The following is a 23,354-nucleotide window of genomic DNA, read 5'->3' as shown; positions in this document are numbered from 1 at the left end:
CGTTTTTAATCCAGTGTGACCGAAGCATGACAAATTCATTAGTTTTTCTAATGACAACCCATACTTTTACTCGTTTTATTTTTCACCACCCACTGACTATAATTTACCCGAAATTAAAAAAGAACATTTAATTTCAGCATTTTATGATGAACATTTGTTAAACATTTTAACATTCATCAACAATTATTTAATTATTTTTATTAGGTGTGAAAATGAAAAAATTACTTTTAGCTAGTGTTTCTGTAATGGCTTTTGTAAGCGCTGCTGCAAATGCTAACGCACAACCAGAAAAGATCAATCTACAATCGTTAATCAACACAGCAATGACCAGCGTAAAAATGGCCGAAGTACTGCCAGAAAACGATGCGCACATTGTTGTGAAAAAGCAGTCTAAAGCGATTTTAGCTGAAGAGACGCAAGTTCAGCTTCACAAGAACTTATTAGCAATGACAAAAGGTGAAGAGCGCGTAAACGTTTCTGAAGCGGAATAAGCAACTCACACACCTGATACGCATGCCGGTGCTTGCACCGGCATACGCCATCAAATACTAGCTTAGGTATTACTTGTATCTAACGCGTCAAAACCTTTCACCAATTCATCTAGTGCTTTCATCTGCTGCAAGTAAGGCTCTAATTTTGCCAACGGCAGTGCGCAAGGCCCATCACATAGTGCTTCATCAGGGTTAGGATGCGCTTCAATAAATAGCCCTGCCAAACCCAATGCCATACCGCTTCTGGCCAACTGTGCAGCTTGCGCTCTACGACCATCTGCAGACGTCGCACGGCCACCCGGCATTTGAAGTGCGTGAGTCGCATCAAATATTACTGGGGCATATTCTTTCATTGCGTCCATGCCAAGCATATCCACAACTAAATTGTTATATCCAAAGCAGCTACCACGCTCACAAAGAATAACCTTATCGTTCCCCGCTTCGCCTAGTTTTCCTATGATGTGACGCATTTCATGCGGTGCTAAGAATTGAGGCTTTTTCACATTGATAACGCTACCGGTTTTTGCCATTGCAACCACAAGGTCGGTTTGGCGCGCCAAGAAAGCAGGCAGTTGAATAACATCCACCACTTCAGCTACGGGAGCTGCTTGGTGCGGTTCGTGCACATCAGTGATAAGCGGAACGTTAAAGGTCGACTTAATTTCTTCAAAAATACGCAACCCTTCTTCCATGCCAGGCCCACGGTAAGAAGTCACAGATGAACGGTTCGCTTTATCAAACGAGGCTTTAAAAACGTACGGGATATTGAGCTTTTGCGTTACTTCAACATAGTGTTCTGCAATACGCATAGCGAGATCGCGAGACTCAAGTACGTTCATTCCACCGAACAGAACAAACGGCAAGTGGTTGGCAACGTCTACGTTACCTACATTAATAATCTGTTGAGATTCAGACATTATCTATTTCCAATTAAATCTTAAAAAAGAGGTTGTTTGGTTACAGCAACCATAGCCGTTGCCATAAGCACAACAAGCGCTGCTACGAAAAAGCTCCATTTGCCTAACGCTGTTTTGGCTTTTTTCAATGCAAACAATCCAAACACTATGTACAGCACCACGCCCACAACTTTAAATGTGAGCCATGCATTAACTAAAGGATATTGAGACAAAATAATGCATAGCCAAATTGCGCTGGCTAATAGCACGGTATCAATGATATGAGGGAGAATTTTAACCCATTTTTTGCTAAGTGCTGTAGCGTCGAATTGACTCCATATAAAGCGAAAGACAAAAAATAATATGCTCAAGCCAACGGCGGTCATGTGAAGGTGTTTAGCCATCATGTACATAATGTGTTCCTGTTCTTATTAGATAGTAAGGCTGCTTCTGGTTACTTTAACACAGGTGTTAATTGAGCCGAATTAGTTTTACAGCAATGCAAAATTCAACAGACTCAGAATACGAGTAGCAGACTCAAAAAAACAGGTGCATGTAGCACCTGCCTTCGTTTTAATTATGGCGCCTGTTTAGAGGCTGTTATTGTAACGTATTACAGTACGTAAATAACGGAGAAATAAATCATTATGCGTCAGGGAATTGAGCTTGAATTGCCATAAAGGCCGGAAGGTCATTTAGCATACACTGAACTAAATCAGGGTCGAAGTGCTTGCCACTTTCCTCTTTCAATACGGCTTCAACCTTATCAATTGTCCACGCTGGCTTATACGGCCTTGCGTTTAACAGTGCATCAAACACATCAACTAACGTGGCAATACGGCTTTTTATATCAATTTCTTCGCCTTTAAGCCCGTCTGGATATCCCTTTCCATCCCAGCGTTCGTGATGCTGCTTTGCTAACATTGCTGCAAGTTGGATAGTGGGCCGGCTTGAATCTCGCAAAATCTGGTAACCAAATTCAGCATGCTGACGTATTTTAAATACTTCCTCTTCGGTTAACGGCGTCGTTTTGTGCAAAATAGATTTAGGCACTATAGACGTCCCAATATCATGGAGTGGCACGGCAAGGCGTAATGCGTGGATGTCTTGCTCGTTCAGCCCAACCTTTTCTGCCAACAGTTGCGCCATTTCAACCATTCTTGTGAGATTATTTGATGCATTTGACTCATGCTCTAACGCTCGACCTAAACGCTCAATTATTTCTTTCTGCGTCGCTTCAACATCAACGGTTTTAAGTACATTGTCAAAAGCAAGCTGAACACTGTCTGAAAAGCGTTTTACCAGATGACGATCACTTTCCCCTATTCGTCTCGGTAATCCTGACAAGTACAAGAGTGCACCATTGTGACTTTTACTGTTGCAATAAGCCACAACGTGATCTTCTGCATAAACAATTTGCTTATCGCGCATGGCTCTTGCGCACAGGGCATATTCTTGTGCGCTAATGGCGTCTTTTAAAGGCACCCCTTCCTTACTGGCGTACTCACCGTTGCCAGCAAAAACATATAGTTCGTCGTCACCCAGTTTGTTGTTGCTGGTGTTGATAGTACGCGATGTGGTTGCCACCGCAGTGGTAATGTAGGCAGCATCCTTTGAACAGCCCAAAATAGATGCGAGCTGTTGAATAATACCCTGCATGAACTTTTCGAGGGAACGGGAGGAAAATAAATCCACAGACGCATCTATAATTTTTTCAAGGCCGCGTCTATTTTCTTCGATAACGATAATATCTCGATATGAGCGGAGCGCTGCAATGATAACAGTAAAGAGTTTTTGCGCGGTCAGTTCGGTTTTCGACTTGTAGTCGTTGATGTCGTAATTAATGATGACATCTTTTTCAGGGGCTTGGCCAGGTTGTCCAGTACGCAAAATAATACGCGTGAAATGATTGTCTAATTCGTTACGAACATACTCCGCCACTTTAAGACCGGCGTCATCAGTCTCCATAACAACATCAAGTAACACAACGGCGATATCATCATGGGTTTTGAAAATGGCCTTCGCTTCCTCTCCGCTATAGGCACTAACAAACTCAAGGGTTTTGCCGTTTAAACTAAAGTCATTTAGCGCCAGCTTGGTAACGGCGTGTACTTCGGGTTCATCATCAACAATGAGTACTTTCCAGCTACCCAGATCATCTACTTCATTTTCATCGTCATCTTCTGCGAAAAGAAAGTCATCATTCATCTGGTACGTCCTGTAGTGTAAGAGATTGTTTAACTTAGTGCTTTTTGAGGTCTTACAACCGCTTAATAGATACTAATGTAAAACAAAATATTAGCAAGTTTGCAATTAAATTTTGATAACTACAGGAAAGATAATTTCTTTGGAAGTTGAAAACTACTGCCACTGTCCTAGCGTTACACGGTCATTGTCGCCGTAGTCTTTAATAGTTTTGACGTCTACAAATCCCGCATCTGCGAGCAAAGCGTTAACCGCAGCCCCTTGGTCAAAGCCGTGTTCGAATGCAAGTAAGGCACCTTTATTGAGATATTGCGGCGCGCTATTAATGATGTGTTTGATGTCGTCTAGACCATCACTGCCCGAGGTTAATGCTGTTTTGGGCTCAAAACGCACGTCGCCCTCATTAAGGTATGGACTAGATTCTTCTATATAAGGTGGGTTTGAAACGATAATGTCGAAGGTTTGACCTGCCAGCGCACTAAACCAATCACTTTGAACAAAATGCGCATTGACTATGCTATTAGCTTGGGCATTACGGGTAGCAAGGTTCACCGCCCCCGCTTGAAAGTCTACGCCAGTAACGGATGCTTCTGGCAGTTCGCTCGCTAATGCCAACGCAATGGTGCCAGTGCCTGTTCCCAAATCACAGATTGATAGGGATGCAGAGGATTGTTGATTTACCCAATTAAGTACCTGCTCAACCAAGACTTCAGTATCCGGTCGCGGAATTAATGTATCTGGCGAGGTAAACAGTGACAGGGTCCAGAAATCACGCTTACCGATAATATACGCCACGGGCTCACCCCGTTTACGCTTGGCCACATCCACTTCAAATTGGGCTTTCTGGGCGGCATCCAAGGTTTTATCAGGCCATGTGAACAGGTAAGTTTGTGACTTACCTAGAATGTTCGCCAACATGACTTTGGCATCAACAGAGGGTGACTCCCCACCCTCTAGTTGCTCAGCAGCCCATGCTAAGGCATTGTCTATGCGCATTGTTTTTCTATAAACAGTTTGTGTAACAAGACAGCGTTATTCGTCAGAAAGAGAGGCCAGCAGATCGGCCTGATGCTCTTGCAAAATTGGGTCTATAAGCTGCTTAAGGTCACCTTCCACCACTTCGTCTAAACGATAAATAGTCAAGTTGATACGGTGGTCGGTTACACGCCCCTGCGGAAAGTTATAAGTACGAATTCGCTCAGAGCGGTCGCCGCTACCGACTAGGCTCTTACGGGTAGAAGCCTCTTCTGCTGCACGCTTTTCTTCTTCAATCTGATTTAACCGCGCTTGAAGTACCGACATCGCTTTCGCACGGTTTTTGTGCTGTGAACGCTCGTCCTGACATTCCACTACCAAGCCTGTTGGCAAGTGAGTAATACGAATAGCCGAGTCGGTTTTGTTAACGTGCTGACCACCCGCACCTGATGCACGGAAGGTATCAATGCGAAGCTCTGCAGGATTAATTTCAATTGCCTGCGACTCTGGAATTTCTGGTAATACCGCCACGGTACATGCCGAGGTATGGATACGGCCTTGTGATTCAGTTTCTGGTACACGCTGTACGCGGTGACCGCCCGACTCGAATTTCAATACGCCGTACACGCCATCGCCGCTAACATTCGCAATGACTTCTTTATAACCGCCGTGCTCACCTTCATTTGCGTTAACCAACTCTACACGCCAGCCACGACTTTCGGCATAACGGCTGTACATGCGGAACAAGTCACCTGCAAATATTGCCGCTTCGTCACCACCCGCACCAGCGCGAATTTCCAAGAAACAGTTGTTATCATCGTTAGGATCTTTTGGCAGGAGTAGTACCTGAAGTTCAGTTTCAAGGCGTTCAATTTCCGCCTTGGCATCTTTCATCTCTTCCTGCGCCATCTCGCGCATTTCGGCGTCGTCTTCATTCAACATTTCCTGCGCTGAAGCCAAGTTTTCTTGTGCTTGCTGATAAGCATTAAAGCCTGCCACTACATCTTCTAGCTGACTAAACTCTTTTGACAAGTTGCGAAACTTATCTTGATCGCCGATAACTCCAGGGTCGCCTAACAACGCCTGAACTTCTTCGAAACGCTCGACTAAGTGTTCGAGTTTCCTAACTACCGACTCTTTCATATGCTTTTTATTACCTTATTTATTATCGTCTGACGAAAAGTCAGATAAATCTAATGCCTGTCCCATCCATCGGCTCAATGCCGGGTCATCGTGCATGGCAGCCTCGCGTAACGCTAAAGTTGTTGGGTGCAATAGCGTATTGGTTAATTTATACGCCATTTCTTCTAATACCGTTTCGGCATTTTTACCTTCCGCTAATTGCGCTTTGGCTTTTTCCACAATATCGTCACGCTGTGCCATGCCTTTTTGGCGATACTGTCTTACTAAATCTATCGATTGCTGCGACTGCTTCCACGTCATGTAGTCGCCAGCTTGTTTGTCGATGAGCTTTTCGGCTTCTTTTGCTGCTTGCTCGCGGTTTTCTAAATTCTTCTGAACAATATGCTGCAAATCATCAACGGTATAAAGATAGGCATCGCCTAGCTCGTTAACCTCTGATTCGATATCTCGTGGTACTGCAAGGTCAACCAAAAACATCGGCATGTTTTTGCGCTGCTTAAGGGCTTTCTCAACCATTCCCTTGCCTATTAAAGGCAGTTGGCTTGCGGTAGAGCTTATCACGATATCGAAGTCTTTTAAGTGCTCTGGCACTTGCGATAAGGTAAACACACTCGCATCTAGTGTTTCGGCTAAGGCTTCTGCTCGCGCTACGGTTCTATTCGCCACCGCCAAACAGCTCACGCCTTGCTCTTTCAAATGCTGAGCCACAAGTTCAATGGTTTCGCCAGCTCCTACTAATAACACTGAACGTTTTGGTAGTTCAGCGAATATATGCTTGGCCAACTGAACGGCTGCATAAGCCACGCTTACCGCGTTTGCACCTATATCTGTTTCACTGCGAACTCGCTTCGCCACCGAAAACGTATGTTGAAACAGCTTATCAAATTCGCTGCTCACCATACCTGAGTGTTTTGCATCACCAAACGCCTGCTTCACCTGACCTAAGATTTGAGGTTCTCCCAAAATCAGTGAATCAAGTCCGCTGGCTACACGCATAATGTGCTTTACCGCTTCATCCTGCGCGAGCACATAGCTGTTATTGGCAATCTCTTCTACATCCAAGTGATGGAAGTCACTTAACCATTGTAGAAGCTTTTGGCCGGTGTCGTCTTGAGTATTAACGTATAGCTCAGTGCGGTTACAGGTCGATACAATGACAGACTCATCTACGCCTTCCAGCTTTTTTAAACTCGCAAGCGCTTCCACCAGAGAATCTGGTGTAAAGGCCACTTTTTCGCGAAGTGCTACTGGTGCTGTTTTGTGGTTAATACCGAGGGCGAGTAAAGTCATTAAAATCTGTGCTGGCAACGTCGGAGCGGCATTGTACGAAAAACCCAAAATGATTGAAAGTGTTGGTGAAACTGTGTTCCCATAATGTCACAATTAAATGTGTTTTATTTTTATACAGGTAACGCGCCTTAATGATTCGCTTTATTTCCCTACTGTTGTTTCTCTGCTTCGTACTGAGCGCATGCACAACCGCTCCCAAAGGCCCAGAAAACGCGGTAAACCTCACGGCCCAACTTGAAAAAGTTGCTGAAGTACATCAGTGGCAAATGCGCGGAAAAATTGCATTTCGCCAAGGAAAGGAAGCGGCCAGCCTTAATTTAGTCTGGAAAAATGATTCCGGTGATTTTGATTTTCGATTAACCAATTTTCTAGGGGTAAGTCTGGTTAACCTTAACGTTACCCAGCAGCAGTCGGTATTAGAGGCTGACGGCGAAACGTATGTAGATGCTCTACCAGAACCACTTATTTACCAGATAACGGGAATGGCCATTCCGGTGGAATCACTATTGTCTTGGGTAAAAGGCTTACCGCTAGACGGTGATAAATTTACCCTAACTGAAAAAGGATTGGTTAATACCCTTGAAAGCTATTGCCAAGGTTGCCGCAATTGGCAAGTTGCTTACGGTAATTACGGTAGTGTTGAGCTAGATGATGGCACATCTGTATGGTTGCCTCACAGCATAACACTTACCCAGAATGAAACGCCGGACATGCCTAATACTCAGCTTAAAATTAAAATTTATCAGTGGACTCTGTAGTGAACTCATCTGTTTCAGAACATAAAGATTGGTGGCCTTCGCCCGCTAAACTGAACCTTTTCTTGCATATACTTGGCCGCTACGACAACGGCTATCACCAGCTTCAAAGTCTGTTTCAAATGCTGGATTACGGCGATGCACTCTCCTTTGACATAAGTACAGACGACACAACCATACGCATGGAAACCCCACTGGATGGGGTTCCAGACGATGACAATTTAATTGTAAAAGCAGCGCGACTGCTGGCAACAAAAACAAAATGTAATAAAGGTGCCGTTATTTCGGTAGACAAGCGCCTTCCTATGGGTGGCGGCATTGGCGGGGGATCATCGAATGCAGCAACCACGTTAGTGGCGCTTAATCACCTTTGGAACACAGGGCTAAGTGAAGATGAACTGGCTGAGCTCGGGCTAGCTTTAGGCGCTGACGTACCTATTTTTGTGCGAGGTCTAACGGCATTTGCAGGAGGCGTTGGAGAAGACATAACGCCAGCTCCCCAAAAAGAACAGTATTTTCTTGTAGTGAACCCAAATGTTCATGTCAGCACAGCCGAAGTGTTCACCTCGCCCGATTTGCCCAGAAATACACCAGCGATACGTTGGGAAGACTATAAATTTGAAAAAACTTGGAATGATTGTCAGCAATTAGTCGCGAATCGCTATCCTGAAGTTGCAAAATTATTACAGTGGTTGGTACACTACGCACCGTCGCGAATGACGGGCACAGGTGCATGCGTGTTTGCCACTTTTTCTGACTACACTTTAGCCGAACAAGTTAGGGCTCAAATGCCTGAAGCTTGGCAGAGTTTTGTCGCAAAAGGTGTGAATCGCTCACCACTATTAGACAAATTAGAACAACAAAGATAGCGTGTACGCCACATCGGACAAGAACTTAAAAATTGGGGTATAGCCAAGTTGGTAAGGCAGCGGGTTTTGATCCCGCCATTCGTAGGTTCGAGTCCTGCTACCCCAGCCAAACCTCTTTTATCAACGCACTGAGGAACCACTTGTGCCAGATATGAAGCTCTTTGCAGGTAATGCCGTACCAGAACTTGCCCAGAAAGTTGCCGATCGCCTCTACACCAAACTTGGAAATGCCAAAGTTGGCCGTTTCAGTGACGGTGAAATCAGCGTAGAAATTCATGAAAACGTCCGTGGCTCGGACGTTTTTATTATCCAGTCTACGTGTGCGCCTACTAACGATAACCTTATGGAACTGATTGTGATGATCGACGCACTACGTCGCGCATCAGCTGGTCGTATTACAGCAGTAATTCCTTACTTTGGTTATGCACGCCAAGACCGTCGTGTTCGTTCAGCTAGGGTGCCTATTACTGCGAAAGTAGTGGCTGACTTCCTGTCTAACGTTGGTGTTGACCGCGTACTTACTATCGACCTACACGCCGAACAAATTCAAGGTTTCTTTGATGTTCCGGTGGATAACGCATTCGGTACTCCTATCCTTCTTGCTGACATGGTAAGACGTGATTTTGCCGACCCTGTAGTCGTTTCTCCTGACATTGGCGGTGTTGTACGTGCACGTGCTACTGCGAAACTACTCAACGACACCGACCTTGCCATTATCGATAAGCGTCGCCCTAAAGCGAACGTGGCTCAGGTAATGAACATCATTGGTGACGTAAAAGACAGAGACTGCATCATTGTCGATGACATGATTGATACAGGCGGTACGCTTGCAAAAGCAGCTGAAGCACTTAAAGCACATGGTGCGCGTCGTGTTTATGCTTACGCAACTCACGCTATCTTTTCAGGTAACGCTGCAAACAATCTTAAAGAGTCTGTTATTGACGAAATTATCGTTACCGACTCTATCCCATTAAGTGCAGAGATGAAGCAAATTGGAAAAGTAAAACAGCTTACTTTATCTGAGATGCTTGCAGAAACTATTCGTCGTATCAGCAACGAAGAGTCTATTTCAGCAATGTTTGAATACTAAAATTTAAATATTGTTACTCCTACAAAAGAGCTGGCCCATGTAAGTGGCGCCGGCTCTTTTTTTACCTTTCTTTTTTCTTTGAAAGCGAACATCGCCTTAAGAATAAGAACAGTACATCAAGCCAAACACATTCCGTTTACGCCTTAAATATACTTTATTGCCGTTTTCCGACTCGTTAATGTGACTTTCTTTTCATCAATTTTAGGTTTAACGTTAAGAATTGTTGTGCGTTAAAACTAATATTAAGGACATAAAATGAAAACAAAAACACTATGCCTTGTTGCAGTAATTGCTGCCCTTTTAAATACAGCGGGCTGCTCTGGAGATGACGACTCAGTGAAACAAGCAGATCTTGAGAAACAAGGAACTGAAATGAAAGACAAATCTTCCACAGTTCAAGCTAATGATAAGAGTTCTATGCCCAAGGAACTGGTAGCCGAACCAGTTACTCAGGCTGAAGCCGTAGAAGATAATGCAAAAGGTGAAGTCACCATGAAGGGCAGTATTATTTATAAAGATCTCGAAGGCGGTTTTTATGCTTTTATTGCTGAAAACGGCGATCGCTATACGCTACATGGTTTAGATGAAACTTATCAAAAGAACGGCCTTGTTGTGGAAGTTAAAGGTACGCCTAAACCTGATATGATGACCTTTACGCAATTCGGTACGGTACTTCAAGTATCAAGCGTTAAAGTACTCGATACCAGTAAAGTCATTGATAACCTGCAAACACAATGATCGTGAATGTAGCTATGCGTGTAGCAAATTACTTATAAAGGTAATTAAGCTAGCGATCTAGCAATTATAGAATTTTTGCTTACGCGTTAATGTTGCGTAGCAACACTTAAAAGGACGGTTATTGATGATAAATGCATATGCCGCTAAAGAAGCGGGTGGAAAACTAGAAAAGTTTCAATACGACCCCGGTAAGCTTGGCTCACATGACGTTGAAATAGACGTTGAAAGCTGTGGTATCTGCCACAGCGACCTAAGCATGCTCGATAATGAATGGGGCATGACAGAATATCCCTTTGTGCCTGGTCACGAGGTTGTCGGCACAATTAGCCAAATAGGTGAACATGTAACGTCACTTAAGGTGGGACAGCGTGTCGGTTTAGGCTGGCATTCAGGCTACTGCAATAGTTGTAGAACCTGCGAAGAAGGCGATCATAACCTGTGTGCCGATGCTACGATGACCATAGGTGGTCGTCACGGTGGATTTGCAGATAAAGTCCGCGCCCAAGCACGTGCCGTTATTCCCCTTCCCGATGCTATCGATAGCACAAAGGCAGGCCCTCTTTTTTGCGGAGGTATTACCGTCTTCAACCCATTAGTCCAGTTTGGTATTAGCCCAGCGAGTGAAGTGGGTGTAGTTGGTATTGGCGGCCTGGGTCATCTTGCCCTGCAGTTTTTAAATGCGTGGGGATGTAAGGTAGTAGCGTTCACTTCTAGCGAATCTAAAAAGACGGAAGCGCTAGAGCTAGGTGCGTCAGATACGATTAATAGCCGTGATGAAGATGAGATTAAAAAAGCGCGCGGTCGGTTTGACTTAATTATTTCAACTGTAAATGTGAAGCTAGACTGGAATTTGTACCTATCTACATTGGCACCGAAAGGCCGACTTCACTTTGTAGGCGCCACGCTTGAACCTCTAGATATTGGTGCGTTTAACTTAATTGGTGGGCAGAAAAGTGTGTCAGGTTCGCCAGTGGGAAGCCCCGCGACCATTAAAACCATGCTAGATTTCGCTGCACACCACAATATTGAACCTGTGACCGAAACCTTCAAGTTTGATGACGTAAATGAGGCTATTGCGCGATTAAGAGAAGGTAAAGCCCATTACAGAGTGGTGCTGACGAAGTAAACGCTTGTGTAAAGAGTTGCTATGTTCCTAAGGCTTGTTGACCTTATCAAGCCTTGGGAAAAAGATAATTAGCGGTCAAGTTAGTCTTCACAAAATGCTTTTTTCTATAAATATGATAGAAGCGCGCCAAGGTGCGCTTCTTTTATTGTGAGTAACGCAAATACTTGCATTTGCTTAGTTGGATATTTTATCTGCCTTTGTAATTGTATGTTTTGGTAGGTGGTGTTAGAATTCGCCGCCCTTGAATTTTGGGTTGGTGTTTTATTGCGCATAGAAAGTTATTTTTAAACGTAATTCACATCATTTTACCGTGGGTTTTGGTCGCAAAAATCCACATCATTAGACTTATATTTTTGGAGACAGACAATGTCTGAAGCAAATTTCAAACTAGACGCTTCTGTTCGTACAGACCTAGGGAAAGGTGCGAGCCGCCGCCTACGTCGCGAAGATAAGCTTCCTGGTATCATCTACGGTGGTGAAGAAGCACCAGTTTCTATCACACTAGATCATAACAAAGTAAACAACTCTGCTGACTTTGAAGCGTTTTATTCTCACGTTCTTGAGATTAACCTTGACGGTAAAGTTGTTGAAGTTCTAGTTAAAGATATGCAACGTCACCCGTTCAAGCCAAAGATCACACATATTGACTTCCAACGTGTAATCGCTGGTCAAGACGTTCACACTAACGTACCACTTCACTTCGTAAATGAAGAGAAATCTGCTGCTGTTAAAGCTGGCGGTATTGCTGAGCACCACGTAACTGAAATCGAAGTTACTTGTCTACCTAAGAACCTTCCTGAGTTCATCGAAGTAGACATGGCTGGTGTTGAAATGGGTCAAACGCTACACCTTTCTGACCTAACTCTTCCAGCTGGCGTTTCTTCAGTTGAACTTGCGAAGAACGACGAAGCTCACGACCTAGCGGTTGTAACTGTTAAGCCTGCTCCTAAAGCGGCTGACGCAGAAGAAGACGGCGAAGAAGCAGCTTCTGAGGAATAATCCTCTTGGCTGATATCCGCCTTATCGTGGGTCTGGGTAATCCAGGCCCCGAATATGAAAATACCCGACACAATGCCGGTGAATGGTTTCTCAACCAACTAGCCGACGCCTACAACGCCCCGCTAAAACCAGAAACCAAATTCTTCGGTAAAACTGCTCGCATTACCATTGCAGGCAAAGATATCCGTTTGCTCTACCCCACTACCTTTATGAATAAAAGTGGACAAGCCGTAGCAGCACTGGCTAACTTTTACCGAATAGAACCAGAACAAATATTAGTAGCGTTTGACGAGTTAGATTTACCCCCAGGTGTTGCAAAATACAAAGTGGGCGGAAGCTCTAGTCAAAATGGCGTACGTGACATTGTGGCTAAAATGGGTAACAACAAGAATTTTTTGCGTTTGCGCATAGGTATTGGTCATCCAGGTCATAAAAGCCGCGTTACCGGCCATGTTCTTGGAAAACCACCAGCAGAAGAAAAAGCAGCCATTGAAAGTGCCATCGATGAAGCGGTACGCTGTACAGAAATTTTGCTGAAAGAAGACCTTAAGCAAGCACAAAACAGGTTACACTCGCACAAAGGGTAAACCTAGCCAGTTATCACTTTTCCAAACTAAGGATCCATACCATGGGTTTTAAATGCGGTATTGTTGGCCTACCAAACGTAGGTAAATCAACACTTTTCAATGCATTAACTAAAGCAGGTATTGAAGCGGCAAACTTCCCGTTTTGTACTATCGAGCCAAACACAGGTGTTGTTCCTGTGCCAGATCTTCGTTTGGACAAGTTGGCTGAAATCGTAAAACCTCAGCGCGTTATTCCTACTACCATGGAATTCGTAGATATTGCTGGCTTGGTTGAAGGTGCTTCTAAAGGTGAAGGTTTAGGAAACAAATTCCTTGCTAACATCCGTGAGACTGACGCTATTGGTCACGTAGTACGCTGTTTTGATGATGAGAACATTGTTCACGTTGCAGGTCGCGTTAGCCCTAAAGACGATATCGATGTTATCAACACTGAGCTTGCACTTGCTGACCTAGAAACAACAGAAAAAGCACTTCACCGTGTTGCTAAGCGCGCAAAAGGTGGCGATGCTGATGCCAAGTACGAAATGAAAGTGCTTGAGAAGATTAAGCCGCACCTAGACGAAGGCTTGTTACTACGTTCACTTGAGCTGACTAAAGAAGAGCTTGCGGCAATCAGCTACATGAACATGCTTACCCTTAAGCCAACCATGTACATTGCAAACGTGAATGAAGACGGTTTTGAAAACAACCCGTACCTTGATCAGGTTAAAGAAATTGCAGCAGGCGAAAATGCCACTGTAGTTGCAGTGTGCGCGGCAATCGAGTCTGATATTGCTGAGCTTGAAGACGACGAACGCGAAGAGTTTATGCAAGACATGGGTCTAGAAGAACCAGGTCTTAACCGCGTAATTCGTGCGGGTTACAGTCTTCTTACACTACAAACCTATTTTACTGCAGGCGTAAAAGAAGTACGTGCGTGGACCTTCCCTGAAGGCTCAACTGCACCACAAGCGGCAGGTAAAATTCACACCGACTTCGAAAAAGGCTTTATTCGCGCTGAAATCGTAGGCTACGAGCACTTCGTTGAGTTCAATGGCGAGCAAGGTGCGAAAGACGCAGGCAAATGGCGTTTAGAAGGTAAAGACTATATTGTTAAAGACGGTGACGTTATTCACTTCCGCTTTAACGTGTAATTTCTATTGTAGAAATTAGCACTGTTTACTAAAGCCACCGCAAGGTGGCTTTTTTGTTTCTAGCGAATAATTGTGAAGCGCACATAGGCCTGATATAACTAGAAAAAAACTAACGGCCTTTGCAATGACTTTTAATCAGTTTACCTCATCGCACCCTTTAACTTTACCTTGCAGCAAATCACAGCGAGCCAAACGATTTTCAGTATTAAGAACCTCAATTAAAGTGTTGTGCTTGTTAAACCTGGCTAATTTTTCTTTTGCCAGTGAACCTCAAACTAATCCAGTGAATTCACAAATCAATAGCGACGCTGTTGAAAAGGCACCAGCATTAGCGAGTAACACCGCCAGTTGGTATCAAGTACGTCACAGTAATACTGTGACGTTTAAAACAGCGTATGGTGATGTGGTTATTGCGCTTCACCCTGCCCTTGCGCCGAAACATGTGGCCAGATTTAAAAGTTTAATAGACGCAGGCTTTTATAACGAACAAGCATTTTATCGTGTAGTAGACGGGTTTGTGGCACAAGCAGGCAGTAACGATACTCACGATGCCTCAAAATTTCCGCCGACACTGTTTAAGCCAATCAACGCTGAATTTACCCAACCGCTCAATAGCAATGTCAACGTAGTTGAGAGCAAAGATATGTTTGCGCCTAACACCGGCTTTTTAGATGGCTTTCCAGTAGGCATTGATCAAAGCCGTAAAGAAATGTGGGGGCTTCACTGCCCAGGTGTTGTGGCTTTTGCTCGCAATAGCGAGAAAGATACGGCCAGTACGGAATTTTATATTGTGATTGGGCAAGCACCACGACACTTAGACAGAAATATGTCGGTCGTTGGTCGCGTACTGCAAGGTATGGATGTGCTTCAAAAGTTGCCGCGAGGAAATATGGACAGAGGTGGCGTTCTAGATGATATAACGCAAGAAAGCAAAATTAAGCAGGCTTTTGTGCATGCAAACAACGCTACACCTTATTTTCTGCAAACACCGCATCATGAAGAATACAAAAAACGGGCAAACACAGGAAGAAACTTAGATAACCCGTTTTTTCATGACAATACGTATGGCCCGCGCCCTATTGACGTATGTTATTACCAAACAAAAACCAGTAACAAAGCGTGGTAAATAGCTAGCTTATTTCGTGCAAGTTGTTCAATTTCACGGCTTTTTGCGCGTATTTCGCCCTAATGCGCACACTTAATGAGCATTTAAAAAAAGTTAGTAAAAAAGGGGTTGACGGTTGCCAGTCATATACGCATAATACGCGCCACTTCCTGAGAGGGAAGAGAATAGCAAGGCTACGTAGCTCAGTTGGTTAGAGCACATCACTCATAATGATGGGGTCGCAAGTTCGAATCTCGCCGTAGCCACCAATTCTCACTTATCTCTTTTAGGAAAGTCTAGCTGCGCGGAAGTGGTGGAATTGGTAGACACGCTGGATTTAGGTTCCAGTGCTTCACGGCGTGAGAGTTCAAGTCTCTCCTTCCGCACCACGACTGGGGTATAGCCAAGTTGGTAAGGCAGCGGGTTTTGATCCCGCCATTCATAGGTTCGAGTCCTGTTACCCCAGCCATTCTTTTTGAATGACTATTATAGCTAGCGTCTACGCGGAAGTGGTGGAATTGGTAGACACGCTGGATTTAGGTTCCAGTGCTTCACGGCGTGAGAGTTCAAGTCTCTCCTTCCGCACCATTTGGGGTATAGCCAAGTTGGTAAGGCAGCGGGTTTTGATCCCGCCATTCATAGGTTCGAGTCCTGTTACCCCAGCCAAATTCTTGAGAAGCCGCTCATCGAGCGGCTTTTTATTGAAGATAAAAGTTTAGGCTACGTAGCTCAGTTGGTTAGAGCACATCACTCATAATGATGGGGTCGCAAGTTCGAATCTCGCCGTAGCCACCAACTTTTACTTATTCCTTAATTGGAAGTCTACATTGCGGAAGTGGTGGAATTGGTAGACACGCTGGATTTAGGTTCCAGTGCTTCACGGCGTGAGAGTTCAAGTCTCTCCTTCCGCACCAATATTGGGGTATAGCCAAGTTGGTAAGGCAGCGGGTTTTGATCCCGCCATTCATAGGTTCGAGTCCTGTTACCCCAGCCATATTCTTGAAAAAGCCGCTCTTTTGAGCGGTTTTTTTGTTTGTACTCCCGTTTTGTTCTGCAAATGTGTTCTTCTCCCCCATGAATGAATAAATTTGCTATATGCGAGCATAAAACGTCATAGTTTCAGTACGTTTTCATTGTCCAATCATTTAATTGTCGTGCTAGTATTGGTTTTTATCGATATAGCTCGGCTTATTCCAAGGTTTAGCAAATACAAGTTTGCTTAAGCCGAAGCGTTTGTTCTGACAACGCACCTGTCATGTTCAGTTCATTTCTACACGCCGAGCAATAATTAAAACAATAACGAAGGAAAGTGCGTGATAAACGAATTCGTTTCATTAGTTAACAATATTCTTTGGGGAGACGGTCAGGTACTTATCATTATGCTGCTTGCATGTGGTATCTGGTTTACCGTTAAACTTGGCGGTGTGCAGCTTAGGCACTTCGGCCATATGTTCAGCCTACTAAAGGGCAGTAACACTTCTACTAAGGATGGGATAAGTTCATTCCAAGCTTTGTGTACCAGCTTATCGGCTCGTGTAGGCACGGGTAACTTAGCTGGCGTCGCGGTTGCTATATCTCTAGGCGGTGCTGGCGCTATTTTTTGGATGTGGATGATTGCCCTTTTAGGTATGGCCACTGGCTTTGCCGAAAGTGTACTAGGTCAGCTATATAAAGTCCGTGACGAAAACGGCGAGTTCCGTGGCGGTCCCGCTTATTACATCAAGCAGGGTTTGAACAAAACCTGGCTTGCAGTCGCATTTTCTCTATGTTTGTTCTTTGGCTACGGCTTTGTCTTTAGCGCCGTTCAAGCCAATACTATTACCGATGCATTAAACAATGCATACTCATTCCCCACGGAATATGTAGGCCTAGCCATTATTGCACTAGCAGCCTTAATCGTCGTGGGAGGCCTTAAAAGCATTGCGCGCTTTGCCGAGTTTGTGGTGCCCTTTATGGGAATTGGCTACGTGCTTGTGGCATTGGCTATTACCTTCATTAATATTTCCGAACTGCCAGCCATGCTGCTCGATATCGTTAAATCAGCATTTGGCTTGCAGGAAGCTGGCGCTGGTGCACTCGGTGCGGCCATTAAAAATGGTATTCAGCGCGGACTGTATTCAAACGAAGCGGGCAGCGGCTCTGTACCGCACGCTGCGGCGAGTGCTGTGCCAAACCCTAATCACCCCGTATCACAGGGTTACATTCAAATGCTAGGCGTTTTCTTAGATACACTCGTGCTATGTACGTCTACTGCCTTCATCATTTTACTTGCTGGCGGTTCAAGCTCTGATCAAATGGAAGGCATACGCCTAACCCAAGATGCGATGAGCAGTCACCTAGGCGAAGGCGGTACTGACTTTGTGGCAGCCGCCATCAGCTTATTTGCATTCACGTCTGTAGTGGCAAACTATGCCTATGGCGAGAGTAACCTGCATATGTTCAAGCTAGATAATAAAATAGGCCGTGCAGTTTACACTATTGGTTATTTAGGCATGATTTACTGGGGCGCACAGGCAGCCCTACCTCAGGTATGGGCCATGGCCGACATGGCGTTAGGCCTAATGACGGTGATTAACATCATCGCTATTGTGTGGATGACTCCTACCATTGTGTCTATCAGCAAAGACTACTTTAAGAAAAAAGACAGTGGCGCAAACATGGAATACAAAGCGGGCGACTGTGAAATACAGGGTAAGTCAGAAGATGGTATTTGGGATTAAGTCCGGCTTTTACTAGGTTAGTGTTTTAAAGTTAGATGTTACCTGGCTAACTTTGACCTAGTGAGATTAAACAAAAGAAAGGCTAACCTCGGGTTAGCCTTTTTCGTTTGTAGCAATTGACCGCAAGTAAAACACTGGTTTTGATTTACCTGCAACAAATGAAATGGCGGCCTACAACGCTACTGGCAAATGCCCTGTCTTCACCCATATTATTGTTTCCTCATCCACGTAAGGATGATGCTGACTCATATGAGGATTGCGCAACCATGTGCCTTTTGGGTATGCACCATGTTCGTCTTTAAATGTACCCGATAGCACAAAAATTTCTTCACCTCCGAAATGCTTGTGAGGCTTAAATACCTCACCAACTGGCCACTTAACTAGCGCCACATGTTCATGCTCAAAGTTGTGTAGCGGCATCACTTGTAAACCGCCCTGCCCTTGCAGCCATTCTGCCGTGTTAGTGTTCACCCTAACCTCAGCCAAATCGCGTTTATCAAACTGATTCAGCTTCACTAAAATAACACAGCCTTCTTTACTGAACGGGCTGTGCTTACTGCCTGGAGGATTGCGCAAGTAAGTGCCTGCAGGGTAATCACCGTGTTCATCGGAAAACACACCTTCAAGCACCAAAATTTCTTCACCATAAGGATGACTGTGCTGCTTAAAGCTCGCGCCAGGCTCGTACTTCACGACGCTAGTTGTATGACCAGACTCTTTTGCTTCACGCTCTAAAGGCTTCCGCCATACCGTAGAAGACGGTGACGCTTGCCACTCTTGCATTTGCGTATTGATCGCTAGGCGTTCATCAAAGTTCATATTTAGCATTTAGGTCACCGGTTAATATTGACGCGTTGTCACTGTTTTATTAAAGACCGTTACTCTGGTCTTAGCATTTCGAAAAAGTTATCTCGGGAAATAGTGTAATAATCGCCTCGTCCGCCACCACGGGTAACTGGCGCACTTTTCAGCGTGCTGTAAACGCCGTTTTCTATGAGTGACTTATCAATGTGTACACCCACTACTTCACCCATGATAAACCAGCTATTCACCTCCTCACCTGAGGCGGTCTTAAGCTGTACCACATCAGTTAGCTTACATTCCATGCTCACCTTACTCGCTTTTACGCGGGGAACGCTTACTACTTCACTTTCTACAGTTTGAAGCCCTGCATGGTCAAATTCACTTTCTTCAGGTGCCAGAGGTTTACTCGTCGTGTTCATCGCATCAATCAAATCTTCCGATACAAGATTCCAGCAAAACTCACCCGTTTCCTGTACGTTTACCAGTGAATCTTTCTTACTGCCTACTACTGAAAAGCCGATAATTGGCGGCGTATAGTTCAACGCATTGAAAAAACTGTAAGGAGCAAGGTTTAACACTCCCGTTTTTGATTTTGTAGAGATCCATCCGATTGGGCGCGGTGCGATGATCGCGTTAAACGGATCGTGAGCCAAGCCATGACCCTCTTTTGGTTGATAAAAATGCGTTTGTGACAAAACCATTCCTTAAAATTTGTGGTAGGGTTAATCCAATACTGATATGAACGCTTATTCGGCGCTTTTCAAGGGCTTAAGGTTAAAGGTTGTTTATGACTGCACGTAATGTCGCTTTTTCAAGAACAAGACTGACTGAATTAATGGTGCCGTCTTTTGCTAATTTTGGCGGTAAGGTGCATGGCGGTGTCATTTTATCGTTAATGGATAAAGTCGCCTATGCCTGCGCAAGTAAACACGCAGGGGCCTATTGTGTAACCGTTACTGTTGATGGCGTCGAGTTTTTACAGCCTGTTGAAGTGGGTGACTTACTTCACCTCGACGCTACCGTTCATTATGTCGGAAACACATCCTTGGTAGTAGGGATAAAAGTCACTACGGAAAATATCAAAACCAACGAGGTCAAACATACCAACAACAGCTTTTTTACCATGGTTGCCAAAGATGATAGCGGCACACCTGTTTCAGTCCCTGAGCTAGAGTTATCTACTCACCATGAAATGCGCAATTTCGTAACGGCTATACGCCGCAGTAAAATTCGAAAAGAGGCACAAGTTAAGCTGCAACGTGATTACGACGCCTTTATTCCCAAAGAAGACTTTGCGCTTTTAAACGAACATCGCTGTGTAGTTACCTTTGAGAAAAATGACTAAGTAACAGGTACAAAAAAAGCCAGTTGCGTATTGATCAACTGGCTTTCAGCACTCAAGAACCGGTGCTAATTAGAAGCTATACGAGACTTTTCCGTAAACAAAACGGCCTGTAAAACCGTACGGCGAAAAGCCTGAATACGGGAATAAGCGCGAGAACGTGGTTACATCATCCACAAGTTCACGGGTTGTTTCTGGGTACACATCAAACAAATTGTTAGCACCAACAGAAACGGTAAGCCCTTCTGTTAACGCAATGCGAACGTCTAGGTCTGTGATCCACTCTGACGGAATGATTTCATTGCGTGCTTCAACTGACGATGGGTCTTCCACTTCACCATAACGAGTAGTGCGTAAGGTTGTTGTGTAGCGGTCATAATTCCACGTAACACCTAAATTCAGTTTGCTGTCAGGCGAAGCCGTTTCGAAGCGACGTAGTTCAACATCATCGAACAAGTTAGCCTGGTCGAAGCCTGCATTTTGCAAAACCTCAGGTGCATCGATAACACTTGTTACTTCGTTATCGTTAAAGTTGGCACCTGCGTTAAAGTTAAACGCACCATAATCTGACGTATTAAGCGTATAGGTAGAAACAATATCAACACCTTCCGTACGCGAATCTATCGCATTTAAGAAGAATCGTGCCTGATTAGCTCCCGTACCCGCAAGTAATGCTTCTATACCCTCACCTGATAGGTTGTTAGACAGCACGATACGATCGTCAATATCAATGCGGTAAAAGTCTACTGTCAGGTTGAAATCGGCAGTTGGCGAGTAGGTAAAACCTGCACTGTAGTTATTCGATTCTTCTGCATCAAGACCTGGGCTGCCCAGCGCTTGCGCAACATCACTTGACGGCGCAAATGTGCCCGTTTCTGTTGGCTCGCCATCAACAAATACCGTCGCGATTGAGGTGAAGAATTGCTGTTGTAGCGATGGTGCTCTAAAGCCGGTTGATACTGACGCTCGAAGTGCAAATGCATCACTCAGGGTTACACGGTGAGACATTTTCCAGTTAAACGTGCTGCCGAAGTCAGAATAATCTTCATAGCGCCCTGCCACTGCTACGTTCCAGTTTTCTACAACGTCAGCTTCTACATCCACATAGAAGCTATAGTTATGACGGCTGTTTTCACCTGCAGATTCTGGTGTAAAGCCTGGGAATACTTGCGAACCAGCAGCACCAAACGGGCCGTCTACCGGGTCAGTCACCACGCCGCCAGGTCCAAACGTACCTTGTATGTAAGACCCTTCTTCACCTGCAGTTATTTCATAGCTCTCATGACGATATTCTGCGCCCATGGCGAAGTTCATTTCGCTGTAGAAATACCCGGTATCTACCAAACGTGACGCGTCAGCATTCACAATTGTGGTGTTGTATTCTAGCGTACCCGCGTCAAACTCAGTTTGACTCGTTGGACCTAAAGACGTGTTTAGGGTGTTGATAACACCATACTCAAGCTCATTACCACCATGTGTTACGGACAAGTCGTAATTCCACACATCGCCATAGCCCTTAATACCAGCAAGCAGCGACATATCGGTTATGTCAGTTTGAATAGAAGGTAGGAATCCGTCTGGATAAATTTCAACTACGTTTCGTGAATCTTGAGCTCGACGGTAAAAGCCTCCGCCTACCGAATCACGAGTGCTGTAGCCTGCGGTAGTATAAAACTCAACGCTATCAGTAAGGGCTTTGCCCGCGTTTATGAACAAGGCGTAATCTTCCACCTCACCATTTCCGTAAACGTGATTGTAGCGGTTGACCGTAAGCTCACGAGGGTCTAAGTTGCCGTCCGCGTCTCGCGCATAGTTTTCTCGCTGGTCGTAGTCAGAACGGTTCGCCTGTCCACGGTCGCGGTATTCACCTGATACGTTAACAAAGCCGTCATCTCCCCATTCGAAGCCTACGTTGCCGCGAAGGGTAAAGGTTTGTCCATCGGTTACGTCTCTGTCGCTTCCTTCAGCGAATGCTAAATTACCGTCAGCACCAACACTCACACCTTCAAGGTTAGGCACACCGTCCATTGTTGTAACGTTAGCACCATACGTTGCCGACACTTCACCGCCTTCGGCAGCATCTTTCAAAACAATATTAATAACACCGGCAATGGCGTCTGAGCCGTACTGAGCCGCAGCACCGTCACGCAACACCTCAATACGCTTAATCGCATTAGCCGGGATAGCGTTTAAATCTACCGCTGAAGAGCCACGCCCCACCGAACCATTTAAATTAAGAAGCGCAGAGGTATGACGACGCTTACCATTAACTAATACCAGCGTGTGGTCTGGTGCTAAACCACGCAGCTGCGCTGGTCGTACGTGGTCGGTGCCATCGGTAATAGATGGCTGAGGGAAGTTAAAGCTGGGCAGTAACTGGTTTAAGATCATGTTGGTTTCAGTGAGCCCCGTTGCTTCTATAGATGAAGCATCGATAATGTCGATAGGTACAGGGGAGTCATTGATGGTGCGACCAACGCGACGTGAACCTACAATTTGGATTTGCTCAACATCTTGCTCATCAACAGAAGCTTGCTCCTGTGCAAGCACTGACGAAGAAGAAAAAGCCATTCCTGCAATTGCAGAAGCAATGAGGGAAAGCTTGAAAGCAGAAGCGTTAAATTTTGCCTGTTGCATTGTGTTGTTCCTGAATTCTTTTAAATTTTACTTTTCGAAGTGTGTAGTTTTGTATTTCGTGAATCAAAAACGCGTTGAAATACAATATCTTCTTTCTGTTGTTGGGGTACTGCTAAACGCCAGATTGTCTGATCAGACTTATTATTATTAGAGATGAAAAGCACGCGGTGCTTGAAGGCTGAGTAAATCACAAAAAGATTCGCTCGCACAATACTAAAGTTGTAATAAATCCTTAATATCGACGACAGGCGGAATTTTGAAGATGAAGCGACGGAATCATCTATTGCACTGGTGGTAAGAGGCGGTAGGAAGGTGCCACCTTCACAAAAGGTAATTTGGACTAGAGTACATTGTGTCGTCCTAATATAGGTTGACAGTTATTAGGCCAGCTCTCGAAGCTGGCCTTTTCTATTATGCACTGCGTTAGGCGTTTCCATATCTAATGCTAA

General features: G+C 44.8%; 21 protein-coding genes and 9 tRNA genes. 21 read left to right on the top strand and 9 right to left on the bottom strand.

The genetic code is table 11. The features are described from left to right. Positions 1 to 212: 212 nt before the first annotated feature. The gene (locus BIZ39_RS15030; RefSeq protein WP_014949023.1) at positions 213 to 491 is read left to right on the top strand and encodes a hypothetical protein; all 279 of its coding nucleotides are present in this window, start codon (positions 213 to 215) and stop codon (positions 489 to 491) included. Positions 492 to 553: 62 nt separating this feature from the next. On the opposite strand, the gene kdsA is transcribed toward BIZ39_RS15030, so the two are convergent. The 6 genes from kdsA to hemA all read right to left on the bottom strand — a co-directional run bounded on the left by kdsA (position 554) and on the right by hemA (position 7,000). Next, on the bottom strand, positions 554 to 1,408 hold the full coding sequence (gene kdsA / locus BIZ39_RS15025) for a 3-deoxy-8-phosphooctulonate synthase (RefSeq protein ID WP_014949022.1): 855 nt from the start codon (positions 1,406 to 1,408) through the stop codon (positions 554 to 556). A 20-nt stretch (positions 1,409 to 1,428) separates the two neighbouring features. Further along, positions 1,429 to 1,800, bottom strand: coding sequence for a SirB2 family protein (locus BIZ39_RS15020; protein WP_014949021.1), 372 nt, complete (start codon positions 1,798 to 1,800; stop codon positions 1,429 to 1,431). Between the two features lie 232 nt (positions 1,801 to 2,032). Further along, on the bottom strand, positions 2,033 to 3,595 hold the full coding sequence (locus BIZ39_RS15015; RefSeq protein WP_014949020.1) for a response regulator: 1,563 nt from the start codon (positions 3,593 to 3,595) through the stop codon (positions 2,033 to 2,035). 153 nt (positions 3,596 to 3,748) lie between these two features. Continuing rightward, the gene (prmC, locus tag BIZ39_RS15010; RefSeq protein ID WP_187447351.1) at positions 3,749 to 4,588 is read right to left on the bottom strand and encodes a peptide chain release factor N(5)-glutamine methyltransferase; all 840 of its coding nucleotides are present in this window, start codon (positions 4,586 to 4,588) and stop codon (positions 3,749 to 3,751) included. Positions 4,589 to 4,624: 36 nt separating this feature from the next. Further along, positions 4,625 to 5,710 carry a peptide chain release factor 1 gene (prfA, locus tag BIZ39_RS15005; protein WP_014949018.1) on the bottom strand — a complete coding sequence of 362 codons (1,086 nt, stop codon included), beginning with the start codon at positions 5,708 to 5,710 and terminating at the stop codon, positions 4,625 to 4,627. A 15-nt stretch (positions 5,711 to 5,725) separates the two neighbouring features. Further along, positions 5,726 to 7,000, bottom strand: a complete 1,275-nt coding sequence (gene hemA / locus BIZ39_RS15000) for a glutamyl-tRNA reductase (protein WP_014949017.1) — start codon at positions 6,998 to 7,000, stop codon at positions 5,726 to 5,728. A 131-nt stretch (positions 7,001 to 7,131) separates the two neighbouring features. Here hemA and lolB point away from each other — a divergent pair, with 131 nt between their 5' ends. The 19 genes from lolB (at position 7,132) to BIZ39_RS14905 (ending at position 18,122) form a co-directional block, all read left to right on the top strand. Further along, the gene (gene lolB, locus BIZ39_RS14995) at positions 7,132 to 7,758 is read left to right on the top strand and encodes a lipoprotein insertase outer membrane protein LolB (RefSeq protein ID WP_061094698.1); all 627 of its coding nucleotides are present in this window, start codon (positions 7,132 to 7,134) and stop codon (positions 7,756 to 7,758) included. Further along, positions 7,758 to 8,624 (top strand): 4-(cytidine 5'-diphospho)-2-C-methyl-D-erythritol kinase, encoded by an 867-nt coding sequence (gene ispE / locus BIZ39_RS14990; RefSeq protein WP_061094697.1) that lies wholly within the window; start codon positions 7,758 to 7,760, stop codon positions 8,622 to 8,624. The genes lolB and ispE overlap by 1 nt, the downstream gene beginning before the upstream one ends. A gap of 33 nt (positions 8,625 to 8,657) precedes the next feature. Continuing rightward, a tRNA-Gln gene (locus BIZ39_RS14985) sits at positions 8,658 to 8,733 on the top strand. 33 nt (positions 8,734 to 8,766) lie between these two features. Then, complete coding sequence (locus BIZ39_RS14980) at positions 8,767 to 9,714, top strand: ribose-phosphate pyrophosphokinase (RefSeq protein WP_014949014.1); 948 nt, start codon at positions 8,767 to 8,769, stop codon at positions 9,712 to 9,714. 255 nt (positions 9,715 to 9,969) lie between these two features. Then, positions 9,970 to 10,452: a hypothetical protein gene (locus tag BIZ39_RS14975; RefSeq protein WP_014978888.1), complete on the top strand. Its 483-nt coding sequence runs from the start codon at positions 9,970 to 9,972 to the stop codon at positions 10,450 to 10,452. Positions 10,453 to 10,576: 124 nt separating this feature from the next. Next, entirely contained in the window at positions 10,577 to 11,578 is a 1,002-nt protein-coding gene (locus BIZ39_RS14970; protein ID WP_110287894.1) for an NAD(P)-dependent alcohol dehydrogenase, read from the top strand. Between the two features lie 366 nt (positions 11,579 to 11,944). Further along, positions 11,945 to 12,577: a 50S ribosomal protein L25/general stress protein Ctc gene (locus tag BIZ39_RS14965; RefSeq protein ID WP_014976150.1), complete on the top strand. Its 633-nt coding sequence runs from the start codon at positions 11,945 to 11,947 to the stop codon at positions 12,575 to 12,577. A gap of 5 nt (positions 12,578 to 12,582) precedes the next feature. Continuing rightward, entirely contained in the window at positions 12,583 to 13,164 is a 582-nt protein-coding gene (gene pth, locus BIZ39_RS14960; protein ID WP_014976149.1) for an aminoacyl-tRNA hydrolase, read from the top strand. A gap of 41 nt (positions 13,165 to 13,205) precedes the next feature. Beyond that, positions 13,206 to 14,297, top strand: a complete 1,092-nt coding sequence (ychF, locus tag BIZ39_RS14955; protein WP_075176301.1) for a redox-regulated ATPase YchF — start codon at positions 13,206 to 13,208, stop codon at positions 14,295 to 14,297. Positions 14,298 to 14,580: 283 nt separating this feature from the next. After that, positions 14,581 to 15,423: a peptidylprolyl isomerase gene (locus tag BIZ39_RS14950; protein ID WP_239240854.1), complete on the top strand. Its 843-nt coding sequence runs from the start codon at positions 14,581 to 14,583 to the stop codon at positions 15,421 to 15,423. A 171-nt stretch (positions 15,424 to 15,594) separates the two neighbouring features. After that, positions 15,595 to 15,671 (top strand) — tRNA-Met (locus BIZ39_RS14945). A 35-nt stretch (positions 15,672 to 15,706) separates the two neighbouring features. Beyond that, positions 15,707 to 15,791 (top strand) — tRNA-Leu (locus BIZ39_RS14940). 4 nt (positions 15,792 to 15,795) lie between these two features. Next, positions 15,796 to 15,871 (top strand) — tRNA-Gln (locus BIZ39_RS14935). Between the two features lie 34 nt (positions 15,872 to 15,905). Next, positions 15,906 to 15,990 (top strand) — tRNA-Leu (locus BIZ39_RS14930). A gap of 2 nt (positions 15,991 to 15,992) precedes the next feature. Next, positions 15,993 to 16,068 (top strand) — tRNA-Gln (locus BIZ39_RS14925). 52 nt (positions 16,069 to 16,120) lie between these two features. Further along, positions 16,121 to 16,197: transfer RNA gene (locus BIZ39_RS14920), tRNA-Met, on the top strand. Between the two features lie 34 nt (positions 16,198 to 16,231). Further along, positions 16,232 to 16,316 (top strand) — tRNA-Leu (locus BIZ39_RS14915). A gap of 4 nt (positions 16,317 to 16,320) precedes the next feature. Then, positions 16,321 to 16,396: transfer RNA gene (locus BIZ39_RS14910), tRNA-Gln, on the top strand. Positions 16,397 to 16,715: 319 nt separating this feature from the next. Further along, a complete protein-coding gene (locus tag BIZ39_RS14905) occupies positions 16,716 to 18,122 on the top strand; it encodes an alanine/glycine:cation symporter family protein (protein ID WP_014949007.1) in 1,407 nt (468 codons plus the stop codon). Positions 18,123 to 18,293: 171 nt separating this feature from the next. Here the strand turns inward: BIZ39_RS14905 and BIZ39_RS14900 are convergent, their stop codons facing one another. Both BIZ39_RS14900 and BIZ39_RS14895 read right to left on the bottom strand, forming a co-directional pair. Next, the gene (locus tag BIZ39_RS14900) at positions 18,294 to 18,950 is read right to left on the bottom strand and encodes a cupin domain-containing protein (protein WP_049588852.1); all 657 of its coding nucleotides are present in this window, start codon (positions 18,948 to 18,950) and stop codon (positions 18,294 to 18,296) included. Between the two features lie 50 nt (positions 18,951 to 19,000). Further along, positions 19,001 to 19,621 carry a flavin reductase family protein gene (locus BIZ39_RS14895; RefSeq protein ID WP_080986466.1) on the bottom strand — a complete coding sequence of 207 codons (621 nt, stop codon included), beginning with the start codon at positions 19,619 to 19,621 and terminating at the stop codon, positions 19,001 to 19,003. A gap of 92 nt (positions 19,622 to 19,713) precedes the next feature. Between BIZ39_RS14895 and BIZ39_RS14890 the strand changes: the two genes are divergently transcribed. Beyond that, positions 19,714 to 20,271, top strand: a complete 558-nt coding sequence (locus tag BIZ39_RS14890; protein WP_014976142.1) for an acyl-CoA thioesterase — start codon at positions 19,714 to 19,716, stop codon at positions 20,269 to 20,271. A gap of 69 nt (positions 20,272 to 20,340) precedes the next feature. Here BIZ39_RS14890 and BIZ39_RS14885 read toward each other — a convergent pair whose 3' ends face one another. Next, positions 20,341 to 22,905, bottom strand: coding sequence for a TonB-dependent receptor plug domain-containing protein (locus tag BIZ39_RS14885; protein ID WP_014978882.1), 2,565 nt, complete (start codon positions 22,903 to 22,905; stop codon positions 20,341 to 20,343). Between the last annotated feature and the right edge of the window lie 449 nt (positions 22,906 to 23,354).

Origin of the sequence: Alteromonas sp. BZK5 (assembly GCF_014349115.1) — a bacterium.
GTDB lineage: Bacteria > Pseudomonadota > Gammaproteobacteria > Enterobacterales > Alteromonadaceae > Alteromonas > Alteromonas macleodii.
Note: the sequence above shows the minus strand (reverse complement) of the source record. Positions and strands in the feature narration are given on the sequence as shown.

Coding starts and splice junctions, on each gene's coding strand:
- BIZ39_RS15030 (WP_014949023.1), top strand. CDS start 213: ATGAAAAAATTACTTTTAGCTAGTGTTTCTGTAATGGCTTTTGTAAGC.
- kdsA (WP_014949022.1), bottom strand. CDS start 1,408: ATGTCTGAATCTCAACAGATTATTAATGTAGGTAACGTAGACGTTGCC.
- BIZ39_RS15020 (WP_014949021.1), bottom strand. CDS start 1,800: ATGTACATGATGGCTAAACACCTTCACATGACCGCCGTTGGCTTGAGC.
- BIZ39_RS15015 (WP_014949020.1), bottom strand. CDS start 3,595: ATGAATGATGACTTTCTTTTCGCAGAAGATGACGATGAAAATGAAGTA.
- prmC (WP_187447351.1), bottom strand. CDS start 4,588: ATGCGCATAGACAATGCCTTAGCATGGGCTGCTGAGCAACTAGAGGGT.
- prfA (WP_014949018.1), bottom strand. CDS start 5,710: ATGAAAGAGTCGGTAGTTAGGAAACTCGAACACTTAGTCGAGCGTTTC.
- hemA (WP_014949017.1), bottom strand. CDS start 7,000: ATGACTTTACTCGCCCTCGGTATTAACCACAAAACAGCACCAGTAGCA.
- lolB (WP_061094698.1), top strand. CDS start 7,132: ATGATTCGCTTTATTTCCCTACTGTTGTTTCTCTGCTTCGTACTGAGC.
- BIZ39_RS14975 (WP_014978888.1), top strand. CDS start 9,970: ATGAAAACAAAAACACTATGCCTTGTTGCAGTAATTGCTGCCCTTTTA.
- BIZ39_RS14970 (WP_110287894.1), top strand. CDS start 10,577: ATGATAAATGCATATGCCGCTAAAGAAGCGGGTGGAAAACTAGAAAAG.
- BIZ39_RS14965 (WP_014976150.1), top strand. CDS start 11,945: ATGTCTGAAGCAAATTTCAAACTAGACGCTTCTGTTCGTACAGACCTA.
- ychF (WP_075176301.1), top strand. CDS start 13,206: ATGGGTTTTAAATGCGGTATTGTTGGCCTACCAAACGTAGGTAAATCA.
- BIZ39_RS14900 (WP_049588852.1), bottom strand. CDS start 18,950: ATGCTAAATATGAACTTTGATGAACGCCTAGCGATCAATACGCAAATG.
- BIZ39_RS14890 (WP_014976142.1), top strand. CDS start 19,714: ATGACTGCACGTAATGTCGCTTTTTCAAGAACAAGACTGACTGAATTA.
- BIZ39_RS14885 (WP_014978882.1), bottom strand. CDS start 22,905: ATGCAACAGGCAAAATTTAACGCTTCTGCTTTCAAGCTTTCCCTCATT.